This window comes from Streptomyces sp. NPDC107522 (genome assembly GCF_055657525.1).
In genome coordinates, this window is record NZ_JBVKAU010000003.1 from 642,887 (window position 1) to 658,799 (window position 15,913).

A 15,913-nucleotide genomic window follows, 5' to 3' on the forward strand; every position below is an offset into this window, starting at 1 on the left:
AGGCACCCCATCGGGTGATTTCCCCACGACGGTTGACCCGGGTTCCACGCCCCGCCGCACCGGCCGGGCAACGGTGGAGCGGAAACGCACCACCGAGCAGCCTGGAGCCGCCGCCGTGTCCTCGACCGCATTCCGGCCGACACCCCGAGCGACCACCGCCCCCGGCACCGACCTCCGCTCCGGCTCACCGCCCCCGCCGCTCCGGCGCGCCCTGTCCGACCCGCTGCGCGCCCTGCGCCACGCGGCCCCCGCCCTCCTCGCCTACCTCGCCGTACGCGGCACGGGCCTGCTGCTCCTCGCCGACTGGGCGCACCGGCAGCGGCACGGCGTCTGGCCGATCCTGGCGACGCAGTGGGACGCCGACTGGTATCTCGGCATCGCCGACCACGGCTACGCGCGCGAGCTCGGCACCGCGCCCAGCTCCAACAACCTCGCCTTCTTCCCGCTCTACCCGGTCCTGGTCAAGGCGGTCGCGGCGGTCACGCCGGGCACGCGTGCCGGCACCGGCCTCGCCCTCGCCGTCATCGCCTCCGTCGTCGCCGCGTGGGGAGTGTTCGCCGTCGGCGACCGGCTGCACGGCCGCCGCGTCGGCGTCCTGCTCACCGTCCTGTGGGCCGCGTTCCCGGTCGGCCTCGTGCAGTGGATGGGCTACACCGAGTCCCTGTTCACGGCGCTCGCCGCCTGGTCGCTGTACGCCGTGCTCACCGGCCGCCTCCTCACCGCGGCCGGGCTCGCGGCGCTCGCGGGCCTGACCCGCCCCACCGGCATCGCGGTGGCGGCGGCGGTCACGGTGACCGCCCTGCTCGCCCTGCGCCGCCGCTTCTCCCTGCGTACCCTCGCGGCCGCCGCGATCGCGCCCCTCGGCTGGTGCGGATACGTCGGCTGGGTGAGCCTGCGCCTCGGCCGCTGGGACGGCTACTTCGCCGTACAGCGGCTGTGGCACAACGAGCTGGACGGCGGCCGCGAGACCCTGCGCTGGATGCGGCGGCTGCTGGCGTACGACTCGACGCCCGAACTGTTCCTGGTGCTGGTGACGCTCACGCTGATCGGGTCCGTCGTGCTGTTCGGGCTGTCGGTGTGGGACCGGCAGCCGGTGCCGCTGCTGGTCTTCACTGCCGTACTGCTGGCGATCGTCCTGGGCAGCGGCGGCGTCTACTTCCCCCGCGCCCGCTTCCTGCTCCCCGCCTTCCCGCTCCTGCTCCCCCTCGCCCTGCACCTGTCACGCGCCTCCGCCCGCCACCGCACCCTGGCCCTCGCGGCGGCGGTCATCGGCTCGGCGTACTGCGGCGCGTACATGGCGTTGGTGTGGCCGAGCGCGCCGTGAAGCCGGATGCCGGTTCGCGGCGCGGGTCGGGTGAGCGGCGGCCTGCGCTGCAGCGCCTACGCGCGGCTGTCAGTTCAGGGCAAGCAGGATCAGCAGCAGCACGGCCCCGGCAATCGCCGGCCCGACCACCTCATAAGCCCACCGCACGGTGACCTCACCCTGCGCGGACTCCGCGTTCTCCCGGCGCTCCAGCAGTTCCCGCAGGTCGTCCATGACCTGGTCGGTCTCGGCCCGTACCGGCCCATGGGCAGCCGTGTCCGCCCCCGGCGTCCCGAACTCGAGCCTGTCCAGGCTCAGTCCCCCGCGGCCGTCCCGCTCACCCCGCGCGCCGGTGCCCCGTTGCGCGGACGCCCGGGTCGACCGGCGCGCCGCCTTCTTGCGGGCCCGCAGCGAGACGGGAAGCGCCCAGAGCTGGAACTTGGTGCCGGCCTTGGCGACGACCTCGTTGGAGTAACCGGACCGCAGCGAGGCGATCTGCCCCCAGGGCAGCACGATCACGCGGAGGGGGTTGCGGATGCGCAGCCGGTCCTCGTTGGCGTAGACGGCGGGCCGCAGGGTGAAGGCGGACACCAGCGGCACGATCAGGATCAGCGCCGCGAGAGCCAGCCACTGGGTGCGCCCCTCGCCACGCACCAGCGCGTCGATGCCGAGCCAGAGCACGACGGCCAGCAGCAGGACACCACCGACGATGCCCATGTGCGAGCGGTAGACCCGGTCCTTCGACACGGGGTCCGGTGAGGGTGACTGAGGCTCGGGGGTCGTCATGAGCCCGATTCTGCCCGATGCCTCGGACGCCGCTCATACGCACCACCCCCCGCACAAGATGAGCATCCGGGCCTGTACAGCTGCTACGCGCGTAGATATGCTCGTCTGGTGACCATGCCCACCAATGCACCCACCGCAGCTCACGCACTTACGGACGTCACCGCGTCCGACAGCACGCTGCGCCGCTTCCTCCACGGGCTGCCCGGCGTCGACGCGGTCGGCCTGGAGGGGCGGGCCGCGTCCCTCGGTACCCGTTCCATCAAGACGACCGCCAAGGCGTACGCCATCGACCTCGCCATCTCGATGGTCGACCTGACGACGCTGGAAGGCGCGGACACCCCGGGCAAGGTCCGGGCGCTCGGCGCCAAGGCGGTCCACCCCGATCCCACCGACCGTACGACCCCGGCGACCGCGGCCGTGTGCGTCTACCCCGACATGGTGGCCACCGCCAAGGAGGCCGTCGCCGGGTCCGGCGTGAAGGTCGCCTCCGTCGCCACCGCCTTCCCGGCCGGCCGCGCCGCCCTCGACGTGAAGCTGGCCGACGTGCGCGACGCCGTCTCGGCCGGCGCGGACGAGGTGGACATGGTCATCGACCGCGGGGCGTTCCTCGCGGGCAACTACATGAAGGTGTACGACGAGATCGTCGCCGTGAAGGAGGCCTGCGGGACGAGCGCCCGCCTCAAGGTCATCTTCGAGACCGGCGAGCTGTCGACGTACGACAACATCCGGCGGGCGAGCTGGCTCGGCATGCTGGCCGGCGCCGACTTCATCAAGACGTCCACCGGCAAGGTCGCCGTTAACGCCACCCCCGCAAACACGCTCCTTATGCTGGAAGCGGTACGCGACTTCCGTGCCCAGACCGGCATCCAGGTCGGCGTGAAGCCGGCCGGCGGGATCCGCACCTCCAAGGACGCGATCAAATTCTTGGTTCTGGTCAACGAGACCGTCGGCGAGGACTGGCTGGACAACCACTGGTTCCGCTTCGGCGCCTCCTCGCTCCTGAACGACCTGCTGATGCAGCGTCAGAAGCTGGCCACCGGCCGCTACTCCGGCCCCGACTACGTGACGGTGGACTGATCACCATGGCATCGGCATTCGAATACGCACCGGCCCCCGAGTCCCGCGCAATCGTCGACATCGCGCCCTCGTACGGCCTGTTCATCGACGGCGAGTTCACCGAGGCCGCCGACGGCAAGGTCTTCAAGACCGTCTCGCCGTCCACCGAGGAGGTCCTCTCCGAGATCGCCCAGGCCGGCGAGGCGGACGTGGACCGCGCCGTGAAGGCCGCCCGCAAGGCCTTCGGGAAGTGGTCGGCTCTGCCCGGCTCCGAGCGCGCGAAGTACCTGTTCCGCATCGCCCGGATCATCCAGGAGCGCAGCCGCGAGCTGGCGGTCCTGGAGACCCTGGACAACGGCAAGCCGATCAAGGAGACGCGCGACGCCGACCTCCCCCTGGTCGCCGCGCACTTCTTCTACTACGCGGGCTGGGCCGACAAGCTGGAGCACGCCGGGTTCGGTTCCTCGCCGAAGCCGCTGGGCGTGGCGGGCCAGGTCATCCCCTGGAACTTCCCGCTGCTGATGCTGGCGTGGAAGATCGCCCCGGCCCTCGCGACTGGCAACACGGTCGTCCTGAAGCCGGCCGAGACCACCCCGCTCTCCGCCCTGTTCTTCGCGGACATCTGCCGCCAGGCAGGCCTGCCCAAGGGCGTCGTCAACATCCTTCCGGGGTACGGCGACACGGGCGCCGCGCTCGTCGCGCACCCGGACGTGAACAAGGTCGCCTTCACCGGCTCCACGGCCGTCGGCAAGGAGATCGCCCGCACGGTCGCCGGCAGCCGCAAGAAGCTCACCCTGGAGCTCGGCGGCAAGGGCGCCAACATCGTCTTCGACGACGCCCCGATCGACCAGGCCGTCGAAGGCATCGTCAACGGGATCTTCTTCAACCAGGGCCAGGTCTGCTGCGCGGGCAGCCGTCTGCTGGTCCAGGAGTCGATCCAGGACGAGCTGCTGGACTCCCTCAAGCGCAGGCTCTCCACGCTCCGCCTCGGTGACCCCCTCGACAAGAACACCGACATCGGCGCGATCAACTCCGAGGAGCAGCTCTCCCGCATCACCACGCTCGTCGAGCAGGGCGAGGCGGAGGGCGCCGAGCGCTGGTCCCCGGCCTGCGAGATCCCGACCTCCGGCTACTGGTTCGCCCCGACGCTCTTCACGAACGTCACCCAGGCGCACCGGATCGCCCGTGACGAGATCTTCGGCCCGGTCCTGTCGGTCCTCACCTTCCGCACGCCGGACGAGGCCGTCGCCAAGGCCAACAACACCCCGTACGGCCTGTCCGCGGGCATCTGGACGGAGAAGGGCTCGAGGATCCTGGCCGTCGCGAACAAGCTCCGGGCCGGCGTCGTCTGGTCCAACACGTTCAACAAGTTCGACCCGACCTCGCCGTTCGGCGGCTACAAGGAGTCGGGCTTCGGCCGCGAGGGCGGCCGCCACGGCCTGGAGGCGTACCTCGCCCCGTCGAGCCCGGAGGGCGAGCGATAAATGAGCACAGTTGACAAGAACGACAAGACCGAGCGCGCCGAGCGGCTCTCCGTCTTCAAGACCTACAAGCTGTACGTCGGCGGGAAGTTCCCGCGTTCCGAGAGCGGCCGGGTGTACGAGGTGAGCGACTCCAAGGGCGAATGGCTGGCGAACGTACCTCTCTCCTCCCGCAAGGACGCCCGTGACGCGGTGGTCGCCGCGCGCAAGGCGTTCGGCGCCTGGTCCGGGGCCACCGCCTACAACCGGGGCCAGATCCTCTACCGCATCGCCGAGATGCTGGAGGGCCGCCGCGAGCAGTACGTCCGCGAAGTCGCCGACGCCGAGGGCCTGTCGAAGTCGAAGGCGGCTGCGCAGGTCGACGCGGCGATCGACCGCTGGGTCTGGTACGCGGGCTGGACCGACAAGATCGCCCAGGTGGTCGGCGGCGGGAACCCGGTCGCGGGCCCGTTCTTCAACCTCTCCTCTCCCGAGCCGACGGGCGTGGTGGCCGTACTGGCCCCGCAGGAGTCGTCGTTCCTGGGCCTGGTCTCGGTGGTCGCCCCGGTGATCGCGACCGGCAACACGGCCGTGGTCGTGGCCTCCGAGAAGTCCCCGCTCCCGGCCCTCTCCCTCGGCGAGGTCCTGGCCACCTCCGACCTGCCCGGCGGTGTCGTCAACGTCCTCTCCGGCCGTACGGCGGAGATCGCGGCACCGCTGGCCGCGCATCAGGACGTCAACGCGATCGATCTCGCGGGCGCCGACGACGTACTGGCGAAGGAGCTGGAGATCGCCGCGGCGGACAACCTGAAGCGCGTCCTGCGTCCACAGCCTGTGGACGAGGTCGACTGGTCGGCCGACCCCGGCATCGACCGTATGACGGCGTTCCTGGAGACCAAGACCGTCTGGCACCCGACGGGGTCGCTGGGCGCGTCCGGTTCGTCGTACTGAGGGCATGAGGACGTGACGTCCTGACGGCCGACGGGCACTGAGACTGGAGAGCCGCGCTTCCCCGCCGTCCCGGGGAGGCGCGGCTCTCCGCTGTCACCGGTGCGCAAGGTAGCCGGATGAACGCACGGTGTAGTCGGCGTGTGACGCGCGCATCAAACAACGTCCGCCGGGTCGTTCTGCGCCCCGGCAATGCCTCACACTGGTGTCCCGTGAGTTCCCAACCGCCCATACCGACGCGAGTCGTGCTGCTCTGCGGCCCTTCCGGCTCCGGCAAGTCCCTTCTCGCGGCCCGTTCCGGTCTTCCGGTCCTGCGGCTCGACGACTTCTACAAAGAGGGCGACGACCCGACCCTGCCGCAGGTCCCCGGGAGCTCCGACATCGACTGGGACCACCCCGGCTCGTGGGACGCCGACACGGCCGTGGCGGCGATCGTGGAACTGTGCCGCACGGGCCGTACCGACGTGCCGCTGTACGACATCTCGCTCAGCGCCCGCACCGGCGCGGAGACCGTCGAGATCGGGCGGACCCCGCTGTTCATCGCGGAGGGCATCTTCGCCGCCGAGATCGTCACGCGCTGCCGGGAACTCGGCGTCCTGGCCGACGCGCTGTGCCTGAGCCGCGGCCCGGTGAAGACCTTCCGCCGCCGCTTCCTGCGCGACCTGAAGGAGGGCCGCAAGTCGGTGCCCTTCCTGCTGCGCCGCGGCTGGCGCCTGATGCGCCTGGAACGCTCGATCATCGCCCGCCAGACCGCCCTCGGCGCCCACGCCTGCGACCGGGACGAGGCCCTCGGCCGCCTCACCGCGGCCGCGGCGGGCCGCTGCCCTGCTTCGGCGGCTTCGACGTCGGCGAGCTGAACGACTTCGGCGCCGTCTCCGTCGTAGGCCTGAGATCTTGTGACGGAGAGGACGACGATGAAGCGTGCAGTTCTGCTCGTGGCGGTCGCGATGCTGGCGGCGGCCAGTTGCACGGTCACTGGCGGCGGGGTCTCCGGCGACGCCTCCTGCTCGGGCCTGGTGACCTACGACGGCCGCGACTATCTGCCCACCGAGAAGTCCGAGTTCAGCGTCGGCGAACGGCTGGGCGCCGCCACGGTCGCGGAGTGCGACGACACCCCGAACGACCCGGGCACCGGCATCCCCGAGAGCACGACCGGCGCCTACGCGATCGAGGGGGTCGCTCCCACCGAGGCCATCGCCGTCGGCGACAGTCCCGCCGAGGCCGCTCCCATGGCTGCCCGCTGACCGCACAGCGAAGCGGGACTGGACGGACCCCCCGGCCCTCCAGCCCCGCAATCGTTGTGCTCCCCCGTTTCCCCCGTGGTGGAGCACCCCCCGTTACATTCCCCCGTTGGTCCCCCGTGGGCCCCCCGACCCCCGTGGGTCCCCCCACTTGCTACCGCTCCCCCGAGCGGCCCCCCACCACCTTCAGGCGACAAGCTCCCCGAAGGCGTCCTCCTCGTCACGGCCGAAGCTGAGGACCTCGTCCTCGCGCAGCCGGCGGAGCGACCGCCAGATGCTGGACTTCACCGTGCCGACACTGATGTCGAGGATCTCCGCGATCTCCGGGTCGGTGCGGCCCTCGTAGTAACGCAGGACCAGCATCGTCCGCTGGAGTTCGGGGAGGCGGGCGAGCGCCTGCCACAGGACGGCGCGCAGCTCGGTGCCGCGCATCGCGTCCGTGTCGCCGGGCGTCTCCGGCAGCTCCTCGGTCGGGTACTCGTTCAGCTTGCGGCGGCGCCACGCGCTGATGTGCAGGTTGGTCATGGTGCGGCGGAGGTATCCGCCGACCGCGGCCTTGTCGCTGATCCGGTCCCAGGCCTTGTACGTCGAGAACAGCGCGCTCTGGAGCAGGTCCTCGGCCTCGAACCGGTCACCGGTCAGGTGGTAGGCGGTTGCGTACAGGGAGGCGCGGCGCTCCTGGACGTAGGCGGTGAACTCCGCCTCCGACAGCGAGCGACGCCGCTCCCCCGAGTCCTCCCTGTACGCGGCTCCCCCGTGAGCTTCCCCCGTGAAACCGTCGACCACCGTCATGTAAGCGGTGTGCTGACGCCCGGTGCCGCGAGCGCACCCCCGCCCGCTCACGGCACCGGACTTCTCCGAACCCCGGCCCCCGTTCACGTCGTGCAGGCGCGTGATCACTGCGCTGGTGCTGGTGCCGTGCAGCGTGTTCATCTCGCGCCCCCCGTCGTGGACTTCCGGTGTTCTGCTTCGTGCGTCTTGCTGTGGTGCGGCTTGCTGTGGTGCGGCTTGCTGTCCTGCCTGTGCCGAAAAGCTTGCCCGGGCACCTTCATGGCCGTGTCCGCCGACTGTCACAGACCTGTCACAGGGGCCTGTGTCAGAGGCGGCTCCCAGGCGCGGGACAGCACGACCACAGAACGGAGCGCTACGTGCGCGTAGCCGTACAGCTCGTACAGGTGTCGAAAGACCGCCTCGCATGGGCCAGAATGACCCCCGTGCCTTCCCTGTTGCTGATCGAGGACGACGACGCCATCCGCACGGCCCTGGAGCTCTCACTGACGCGCCAGGGACACCGTGTGGCCACGGCTGCCACCGGCGAGGACGGCCTGAAACTGCTGCGTGAGCAGCGGCCGGACCTGATCGTGCTGGACGTGATGCTGCCCGGCATCGACGGCTTCGAGGTGTGCCGCCGTATCCGGCGCACCGACCAACTGCCGATCATCCTGCTGACCGCGCGCAGCGACGACATCGACGTCGTGGTCGGACTGGAGTCCGGCGCGGACGACTACGTCGTCAAACCCGTCCAGGGGCGGGTCCTCGACGCCCGGATCCGGGCCGTGCTGCGGCGCGGGGAGCGGGAGTCGAACGACGCGGCGACCTTCGGCAGCCTGGTCATCGACCGTGCGGCGATGACCGTGACGAAGAACGGCGAGGACCTCCAGCTCACCCCGACCGAGCTGCGCCTGCTGCTCGAACTGTCACGCCGCCCCGGTCAGGCCCTGTCCCGCCAGCAGCTGCTGCGCCTGGTCTGGGAACACGACTACCTGGGCGACTCCCGCCTCGTGGACGCCTGCGTCCAGCGGCTGCGCGCCAAGGTCGAGGACGTACCCTCCTCCCCCACCCTGATCCGTACCGTCCGTGGTGTCGGCTACCGCCTGGACGCGCCTCAGTGACAGACGTGCAAGGGGGGTTCCGCGGCTGGGTCGCGGCTCGCAAGGGAGTGTGGTCGAGGCTGCGCTTCACCAGCCTGCGACTGCGGCTGGTGGTCGTCTTCGGCCTGGTGGCGCTCACGGCCGCCGTGTCCGCCTCCGGGATCGCCTACTGGCTCAACCGCGAGGCGGTGCTCAGGCGCACCCAGGACGCGGTGCTGCGCGACTTCGAGCAGGAGATGCAGAACCGCGCGGGTCTGCTGCCGCAGGAGCCGACGCAGGACGAACTGCAGCACACCGCCGGGCAGATGGCCAACAGCAGCGAGCGGTTCTCCGTCCTGCTGGTCGCCCAGGACGCCGACGGCAATCCCGTGTACGGAAGCTCCGGCGGCCTGGACGGTTTCACGCTCGCGGACGTGCCCAAGTCGCTGCGCACGGCGGTGAACGAGAAACAGCAGGTCGACAACAAGTCCGAGTACCGCCTGTACTGGCAGCGGATCTCGGACGACGACACCCCGTACCTGATCGCCGGCACGCGCGTGAACGGCGGGGGTCCGACCGGCTACATGCTGAAGTCCCTGGAGCAGGAGGCCAAGGACCTCAACTCCCTGGCCTGGTCGCTCGGTATCGCCACGGGCCTGGCTCTGATCGGCTCCGCGCTGCTCGCGCAGGCCGCCGCCACGACCGTACTGAAGCCGGTGCAGCGTCTCGGTGTCGCCGCCAGCCGGCTCGGCGAGGGCAAGCTGGACACCCGCCTCAGGGTCTCCGGGACGGACGAACTGGCCGACCTGTCCCGGACCTTCAACAACGCCGCCGAGGCACTGGAGAAGCGGGTCGCCGACATGGCCGCACGCGACGAGGCGTCCCGGCGCTTCGTGGCGGACATGTCCCACGAACTGCGCACACCGCTCACCGCGATCACCGCGGTCACCGAGGTCCTGGAGGAGGAGCTGGAGGCGGAGTCCGGCTCCATGGACCCCATGATCGAACCCGCCGTACGCCTCGTCGTCAGCGAGACGCGCCGCCTCAACGACCTGGTCGAGAACCTGATGGAGGTCACCCGTTTCGACGCGGGCACGGCCCGCCTCGTCCTCGACGACGTCGACATAGCCGACCAGATCACGGCGTGCATCGACGCCCGTGCCTGGCTGGACGCGGTCGACCTGGTCGCCGAGCGCGGCATCATGGCCCGCCTGGACCCCCGTCGCCTGGACGTCATCCTGGCCAACCTCATCGGCAACGCGCTCAAGCACGGCGGCTCGCCGGTCCGGGTCGCGGTCCGTGAGGCGGACGACTCGATCGTGATCGACGTACGCGACCACGGCCCCGGCATCCCCGAGGACGTCCTCCCGCACGTCTTCGACCGCTTCTACAAAGCCAGCGCCTCCCGCCCGCGCTCCGAGGGCAGCGGCCTCGGCCTGTCCATCGCCCTGGAGAACGCCCACATCCACGGCGGCGAGATCACCGCCGCCAACTCTCCCGAGGGCGGCGCGGTGTTCACCCTGCGGCTGCCCCGGGACGCCTCGGAACTGGCCCAGCAGACGAACGGCAACGAGGGCAACGGCAAGGGCGCCGGCGACGCGAAGAAGGGGGACGCCTGATGAACGTGGCCTCCCCCCGGGAACGGCACCCGCACATAGGCCGCGTGCTGACACTCTCGGCGCTGGCCGCCGCCCTCCTGACCGGCTGCGGCATACGGTCCACGGAGGTGCCGACGGACTTCGGCCCCGCGCCCTCGCGCGTGCACTGCTCCCTCTCCGAACCGAACGTGTCGACGCAGGCGTCGCGCGGGCTTCCGGTGCAGGTGTTCCTGCTGTGCGGCTCGCAACTGGTGGCGGTCGAGCGGACGGTACGGGTGCCGGACGGCACGGCGGACTCGGAGCGGCGCGTGCTGGTGGCTCAGGGCCTGCTCGACGCGCTGGAGGCGTCCCCGTCGGCCGACGAGAAGGAGGCCGGTTACACGACGGACGTGCGCGGCGCCATGAGCGTGAGCGGGCCGCGCCGCGACGACCCCGACGAGACCCTGCGCCTGAGCACGCCCCCGAGCGACCTCACGTCGTACGCCCTCGCCCAGATCGTCTGCACCTTCTCGGACTCGACAGCCGCCGAGGGCGACGGCTCGGTCATCCTGGGCGGCCCCACGCAGGCACCCCCACGCCGCTACGAGTGCACGGACGAGGTCCGCACGAGACCGGGCACCAACGAGCCCCCCTCGACCGAGGTGACGGACGGCTGACGCGACATCACGAGAGCACCGAGTCCGTCGGCCGGGGGGGTGCCCGGCGTGGGGGCTGAGCAGGGGTGGGTCGCGCAGCCCGGCGCCAGCGGGGTGCCGCTGCGCAGGCCGGCGTGGGCGCCCCGCTGGGGGCCTGCGGCCCGGGCTGAAACCAGCCCCTCCGGCGTTTGAGGAGCGGGGGTCCAGGGGGCGGAGCCCCCTGGCGGGGTCGAAGGGGCAGCGCCCCTGGAGGATGGGACGGGTAGGGGCGGCGGGGGCGAGCAAGGCACCCCCGGCGCGACCCCGACCCACCCACCGACCGTAGGCGCTACGCGCACCCTGACCCAGCCGCACGGCACCCCCGAACCAACCGCCGGAGGCCCGTGTGGCGGATGCCTCACACCCGTCCCGTGTCTCCCGGAACCGATCCTGCCGGGGGGCGCGTCTAGGGGGGCGTGCAGCGTCATGGCTCCATCGGCGGCAGCGCCGCGATCCGCATCCGTGCGACGGGGGGTGTGCTCCTGGTCGCGCATCTCGCGTTCGTCGCCTGGCTCACGCTGCGCCCCCTGGACGTCCCCTGGGTGATGCCGGCCAACCTGCGACCGTTCGCCGGGATAAGAGCCGACCTGGCCCTGGGCTGGCAGGAGGCCGCCCGCCGCATCATCGAGGGCCTCGCGCTGCTCGCCCCGCTGGGGGTGCTCATCCCGATGACGCACGGCAGGCTCGACGCCTCCCCCCTCGGCTCCCTGGTCCGCACGGTCGCCGCAGGCGCCCTGATCTCGCTGGGCATCGAACTGCTGCAGACCGACGTCCCGGGCCAGGTCGTGGACATCGACTCGCTCCTGCTGAACACCGTGGGCGTGGCCCTCGCGCACACGACGATCGTCCCCGCGGCCCGCGCCTGGCTCCGCCGCAGGTCCCACCGAGCACACCGGACGACGACCCCCCAGGAGGAGCTCACTCAGGGTCGGACCCCGACGATTCCCAGGGTCGGGATAGCTCCATAGAGTGACGCTTTGCCCGCTTCGTCGCCATAGCGTGGATGTCAGATGAGGCAACCACTCGGAAGGCCCCACAAGGGGGCCTTCGGCCGACGCTCGCGAAGGAGCCGCACCATGACCGCGCTCGCCCGACCCACCCATGGCCGCATGATCGGCGGAGTGTGCGCCGCGCTGGCACGGCGCTTCGGCACCTCCGCGACGACGATGCGCGTGATCTTCCTGATCTCCTGCCTGCTCCCGGGCCCGCAGTTCCTGCTCTACATAGCCCTGTGGATCCTGCTCCCCTCGGAGGACAAGGCGAACAGGACACGCACGGCCTGGTGACCCGCAGAACCGAAGGCGCCCCGTCCTCGCTTCGGCGAGCGGGGCGCCACCCGTTTTCACGCCAACCCGGACACACGTCACACCAACTGCTTCACGGACATCAGCAGATGCCGGTGCGGACCGACCGCCCCGCCTTCGTCCTCGACCCCGCTCAGCAACGCCCGCTGCCCCGTCCCCAGCATCTCCATCCGCAGCCGAGGCGCCTCGAAGGAGTTCAGCGCGTCCAGCAGATACGCCGGATTGAACGCCACGGTCACCTCCTCCGCACCGCTCAGCACGGCCGGCAGCCGCTGCGCCGCCACATCGTCGCCGTATCCGGCGCGCAGCAGCACCGATCCGTCGGCCGAGAAGTCCAACCGCACCGGACTGCCGGCCTCGGCCACCACAGCCACCCGGCGTACGGCCTCCGCGAACACCCCGCACTCCACCTCGGCGACCGCGGCCGCCGCCATGTCGAACAGCGAGCCGTACGCCGGCAGCCGCCCGTCCAGCAGGCGTACGGCGCTCCGCATGCCCCCGCCCTCGAAGCCGGCAAGGCCGCAACTCGCCGCCTGCTCCAGCCCGACCCGGATCACCCCGCACCGGGCCATCGACCGGGCGACGTCGAGCAGCCGCCGTGCGGGCACCAGGGCCTCCCGGGCGCCGTCGCCTGGAGCCGTCCCCTCCGGTTTCCACTCCAACCGCCGTACGGCATAGCGATAGCGGTCCGACGCGGCCAGCGTCATGGAGTCGCCGTCCAGGCGCAGCTGTACGCCCGTCAGCACCGGCAGCGTCTCGTCCCGGCCCGCAGCCACGGCGACCTGCCCGACGGCCGTGGCGAACGCGGCGGCGTCCACACCGCCGTACGGCGCGGGTTGTGGCGGAAGCGCCGGATACTCCTCCCGCGACAGTGTCGACAGCCCGAAGCTCGTGCCGGCCGCCTCCACGATGAACCGCGTTCCTTCCAGGGCACAGTTCACCGGCCCGTCCGGCAGCACCCGGCAGATGTCCAGCAGCCGACGGCCGGGAACCAGCACCTCCCCGGCCGCACCGGTCGCGGCGTCCACCGTGATGCGTGCCGCGGCCTCGAAGTCGAAGCCCGACAGCGTGAGCCGGCCGGCCTCCGCCGTCAGCAGCAGGCCGCCCAGCACCGGCACCGGAGTGCGCGAAGGAAGGGCTCGACCGGCCCAGCCCACGGCCTCGGCGAAGTCGGCGCGCTCGATCCGGAACTCCATCGCATGTCCCCCTGCTCGGCTCACTGGTCAGTGATCGCGGAGGCTGTCCGGACCCACCGACAACGCCCCTGACAGCAGCGCGTGACAACGGCCGCCGTAGCGGGAAACCCCAGGTGGGAGCGGCAATCCCCCTGACCGGCCGACCCCGGTCAGGGGGAAGCGGACGTGCGGCTCAGGCCGTCGCGAGCCGCTGCTGGGCCCGAGCCGCACGCGTTCCGAGGACGGTGATCGTCACGACGCCGAGCACCGCCAGCAGGCCCACCCCGACGGTCCCGGTCCAGCCGCCGGCGTGGAAGGCGACGGCACCCACCGTGCTGCCCGCGCTGGAGCCGATGTAGTAGGCGGACTGGTACAGCGCCGAGGCCTGGGCGCGGCCGTGCGTCGCCGTCTTGCTGACCGCGGAGGACGCCACCGCGTGCCCCGCGAAGAAGCCGCCGGTGATGAGGACCAGGCCCAGCAGGACCAGCGGGAGGGAGCCCGCGAGGGACAGCAGCAGTCCCGCGGCCGTCGTACCGCCCGCCGCGTACAGCGCGCCTCGGCGGCCCAGGCGGCCCACCAACCGGCCCGCCGTCGACGCCGACACCGTGCCGACGAGGTACACCAGGAAGATCGAGCCGATGATGCCCTGGGGCAGGCCGAACGGCGCTTCCGTCAGGCGGTAACCGATCACCGTGTACACGCCGCCGAAGACCGTCATGAACAGCGCGCCGATCGCGTACAGACGGCACAGCAGCGGATCGGAGAGATGGCCGCGCACCGTCCGCACGAGCACCCGCGGCCGCAGCGAGCCCGGCTTGAAGTGCCGCGGCGCCGGAAGCAGCAGCCGGAAGGCGACCGCACAGGCCACCGCGAGGGCGCCGATCACGCCGACCGCGACCCGCCAGCCCCACTCCTGTGCGACCCAGCCGGTGATCACACGGCCGCTCATCCCGCCGACGCTGTTGCCCGCGACGAACAGCCCGATCGCCGTGACCAGCGCCTTCGGCCGGACCTCCTCGGCGAGATACGCCGTCGCCGAGGCCGGCAGACCCGCCAGCGCCGCGCCCTGGACCGCCCGCAGCACGACCAGGGCGGTCAGGTTGGGCGCGAAGGGGACCAGCAGCCCGACGGTCACCGCGACCGCCAGCGACGCCGTCATGACCGTACGGCGTCCGAACCGCTCCGACAGCGCGCTCATGGGCAGCACGAACAGGGCCAGACCGCCCGTCGCCGCCGCCACCGTCCAGCTGGCCTCGCTCGCCGCCACCCCGAACTCGCCGGAGATCAGCGGCAGAAGTGCCTGCGTGGAGTAGAGCAGCGCGAAGGTCGCGACACCGGCGAGGAAGAGGGCGAGGCTCATCCGGCGGTAGCCGGGGCCGCCCGGGGCCATACGGGAGTCGACGACAGGGACAACGGGTGCGGCGCCCACGGTGGTGGACGCCCCGGTACTGGCGGGAGACATGCTTCGAAGCTACGTACGACCCCACTCATCCGTCCAATGCATGAACTCGCCATAATCGTTCCCATGACGCATCAACACAGCTCACAGCCTCGCCTGTCACCATCCAGTGACACAGAAGACATGACGATGTTGCTCGCCCCACGCCTCGCCTACTTCGCCGGGGTCGCCCGCACCGAGCACGTCACCCGGGCCGCCCAGGAGATGCAGGTCCCGCAGTCCACGCTCTCCCGTGCCATGGTCCGCCTGGAACAGGACCTGGGCGTCGACCTGTTCGCCCGCCACGGCCGTACGGTCTCCCTGACCCCCGCCGGCCGCACCTTCCTCGCCTCGGCGGAACGCGCCCTCGCCGAGATCCGGCGCGCCGCCGACGAGGTACGGGCCGACGCCGACCCGGCCACCGGCAAAGTCGCCTTCGGCTTCCTGCACACCATGGGCGCGGAAACGGTCCCCGGCCTCATCCACGCCTTTCGCGCCGACCACCCCCGCGTCCGCTTCAGCCTGGTCCAGAACTACGGCGAGGCGATGATCGAACGCCTGCGAGCGGGCGAACTGGACCTGTGCCTGACCTCCCCGGTCCCGGACGCCCCGGACCTGGTGGCCCGCCGCCTGGACGAACAGAAACTCCGCCTGGTCGTCCCCGCCGACCACCCCCTCGCCGCCCGCAGACGCATCCGCCTGGCAGAGGCCGCCGACGAGATCTTCGTGACCCTGGAGCCCGGCTACGGCCTCCGCCGCATCACGGACGACCTGTGCAAGGAGGCGGGCTTCAAGCCCCGCATCGCCTTCGAGGGAGAGGAGGCGGAGACACTGCGGGGCCTGGTGGCGGCGGGTCTCGGAGTCGCCCTCCTGCCTCCACCTGCGGTGCCACGCCCTGGGGTGGCCGAGCTGACGGTCACGGCCCCGAGAGCGGCACGGGAGATCGGCGTGGCATGGCTGGCCGACCGCCCGGACACACCCCCGGTGGCCGCCTTCAAGAAGTTCTTGCTCTCAAGAAGGGGCAACCTGTTGCCCACCTGAGGGGCGCGGGGAACTGCGCGGTCAACCACACACAACCCG

Annotated in this window: 16 protein-coding genes; 12 read left to right on the forward strand and 4 right to left on the reverse strand. The window is 71.5% G+C overall.

The window, feature by feature from the left end:
* Positions 1-115: 115 nt before the first annotated feature.
* On the forward strand, positions 116-1,324 hold the full coding sequence (locus tag ACZ7L6_RS13095) for a hypothetical protein (protein ID WP_471923024.1): 1,209 nt from the start codon (positions 116-118) through the stop codon (positions 1,322-1,324).
* A gap of 69 nt (positions 1,325-1,393) precedes the next feature.
* On the opposite strand, the gene ACZ7L6_RS13100 is transcribed toward ACZ7L6_RS13095, so the two are convergent.
* Complete coding sequence (locus ACZ7L6_RS13100; RefSeq protein WP_471923026.1) at positions 1,394-2,089, reverse strand: PH domain-containing protein; 696 nt, start codon at positions 2,087-2,089, stop codon at positions 1,394-1,396.
* A 114-nt stretch (positions 2,090-2,203) separates the two neighbouring features.
* Here ACZ7L6_RS13100 and deoC point away from each other — a divergent pair, with 114 nt between their 5' ends.
* The 5 genes from deoC to ACZ7L6_RS13125 all read left to right on the forward strand — a co-directional run bounded on the left by deoC (position 2,204) and on the right by ACZ7L6_RS13125 (position 6,797).
* On the forward strand, positions 2,204-3,166 hold the full coding sequence (gene deoC / locus ACZ7L6_RS13105; RefSeq protein WP_471923397.1) for a deoxyribose-phosphate aldolase: 963 nt from the start codon (positions 2,204-2,206) through the stop codon (positions 3,164-3,166).
* A 5-nt stretch (positions 3,167-3,171) separates the two neighbouring features.
* Complete coding sequence (locus ACZ7L6_RS13110; RefSeq protein ID WP_471923030.1) at positions 3,172-4,629, forward strand: aldehyde dehydrogenase family protein; 1,458 nt, start codon at positions 3,172-3,174, stop codon at positions 4,627-4,629.
* On the forward strand, positions 4,630-5,556 hold the full coding sequence (locus tag ACZ7L6_RS13115; protein ID WP_471923032.1) for an aldehyde dehydrogenase family protein: 927 nt from the start codon (positions 4,630-4,632) through the stop codon (positions 5,554-5,556).
* A gap of 116 nt (positions 5,557-5,672) precedes the next feature.
* Positions 5,673-6,410 (forward strand): uridine kinase family protein, encoded by a 738-nt coding sequence (locus tag ACZ7L6_RS13120; protein WP_471923035.1) that lies wholly within the window; start codon positions 5,673-5,675, stop codon positions 6,408-6,410.
* A gap of 57 nt (positions 6,411-6,467) precedes the next feature.
* Positions 6,468-6,797 carry a DUF6281 family protein gene (locus ACZ7L6_RS13125; RefSeq protein ID WP_471923039.1) on the forward strand — a complete coding sequence of 110 codons (330 nt, stop codon included), beginning with the start codon at positions 6,468-6,470 and terminating at the stop codon, positions 6,795-6,797.
* Between the two features lie 183 nt (positions 6,798-6,980).
* On the opposite strand, the gene ACZ7L6_RS13130 is transcribed toward ACZ7L6_RS13125, so the two are convergent.
* Positions 6,981-7,727: a SigE family RNA polymerase sigma factor gene (locus ACZ7L6_RS13130; RefSeq protein WP_398820795.1), complete on the reverse strand. Its 747-nt coding sequence runs from the start codon at positions 7,725-7,727 to the stop codon at positions 6,981-6,983.
* 281 nt (positions 7,728-8,008) lie between these two features.
* On the opposite strand from ACZ7L6_RS13130, the gene afsQ1 reads away from it, so the two are divergent.
* The 5 genes from afsQ1 (at position 8,009) to ACZ7L6_RS13155 (ending at position 12,202) form a co-directional block, all read left to right on the forward strand.
* Positions 8,009-8,686, forward strand: coding sequence for a two-component system response regulator AfsQ1 (gene afsQ1 / locus ACZ7L6_RS13135; RefSeq protein WP_037886857.1), 678 nt, complete (start codon positions 8,009-8,011; stop codon positions 8,684-8,686).
* Complete coding sequence (locus ACZ7L6_RS13140; RefSeq protein ID WP_471923042.1) at positions 8,683-10,263, forward strand: ATP-binding protein; 1,581 nt, start codon at positions 8,683-8,685, stop codon at positions 10,261-10,263. Before afsQ1 ends, ACZ7L6_RS13140 begins: the two co-directional genes overlap by 4 nt.
* Positions 10,263-10,898, forward strand: coding sequence for a hypothetical protein (locus ACZ7L6_RS13145; RefSeq protein WP_471923046.1), 636 nt, complete (start codon positions 10,263-10,265; stop codon positions 10,896-10,898). Before ACZ7L6_RS13140 ends, ACZ7L6_RS13145 begins: the two co-directional genes overlap by 1 nt.
* 434 nt (positions 10,899-11,332) lie before the next feature.
* Positions 11,333-11,884 carry a VanZ family protein gene (locus ACZ7L6_RS13150; RefSeq protein WP_471923048.1) on the forward strand — a complete coding sequence of 184 codons (552 nt, stop codon included), beginning with the start codon at positions 11,333-11,335 and terminating at the stop codon, positions 11,882-11,884.
* Between the two features lie 108 nt (positions 11,885-11,992).
* On the forward strand, positions 11,993-12,202 hold the full coding sequence (locus ACZ7L6_RS13155) for a PspC domain-containing protein (RefSeq protein ID WP_272112885.1): 210 nt from the start codon (positions 11,993-11,995) through the stop codon (positions 12,200-12,202).
* Positions 12,203-12,279: 77 nt separating this feature from the next.
* Here the strand turns inward: ACZ7L6_RS13155 and dnaN are convergent, their stop codons facing one another.
* Complete coding sequence (gene dnaN / locus ACZ7L6_RS13160; RefSeq protein ID WP_471923052.1) at positions 12,280-13,416, reverse strand: DNA polymerase III subunit beta; 1,137 nt, start codon at positions 13,414-13,416, stop codon at positions 12,280-12,282.
* Between the two features lie 172 nt (positions 13,417-13,588).
* Entirely contained in the window at positions 13,589-14,857 is a 1,269-nt protein-coding gene (locus ACZ7L6_RS13165) for an MFS transporter (protein WP_471923055.1), read from the reverse strand.
* Positions 14,858-14,920: 63 nt separating this feature from the next.
* On the opposite strand from ACZ7L6_RS13165, the gene ACZ7L6_RS13170 reads away from it, so the two are divergent.
* A complete protein-coding gene (locus ACZ7L6_RS13170) occupies positions 14,921-15,874 on the forward strand; it encodes a LysR family transcriptional regulator (RefSeq protein ID WP_471923057.1) in 954 nt (317 codons plus the stop codon).
* Positions 15,875-15,913 lie beyond the last annotated feature (39 nt).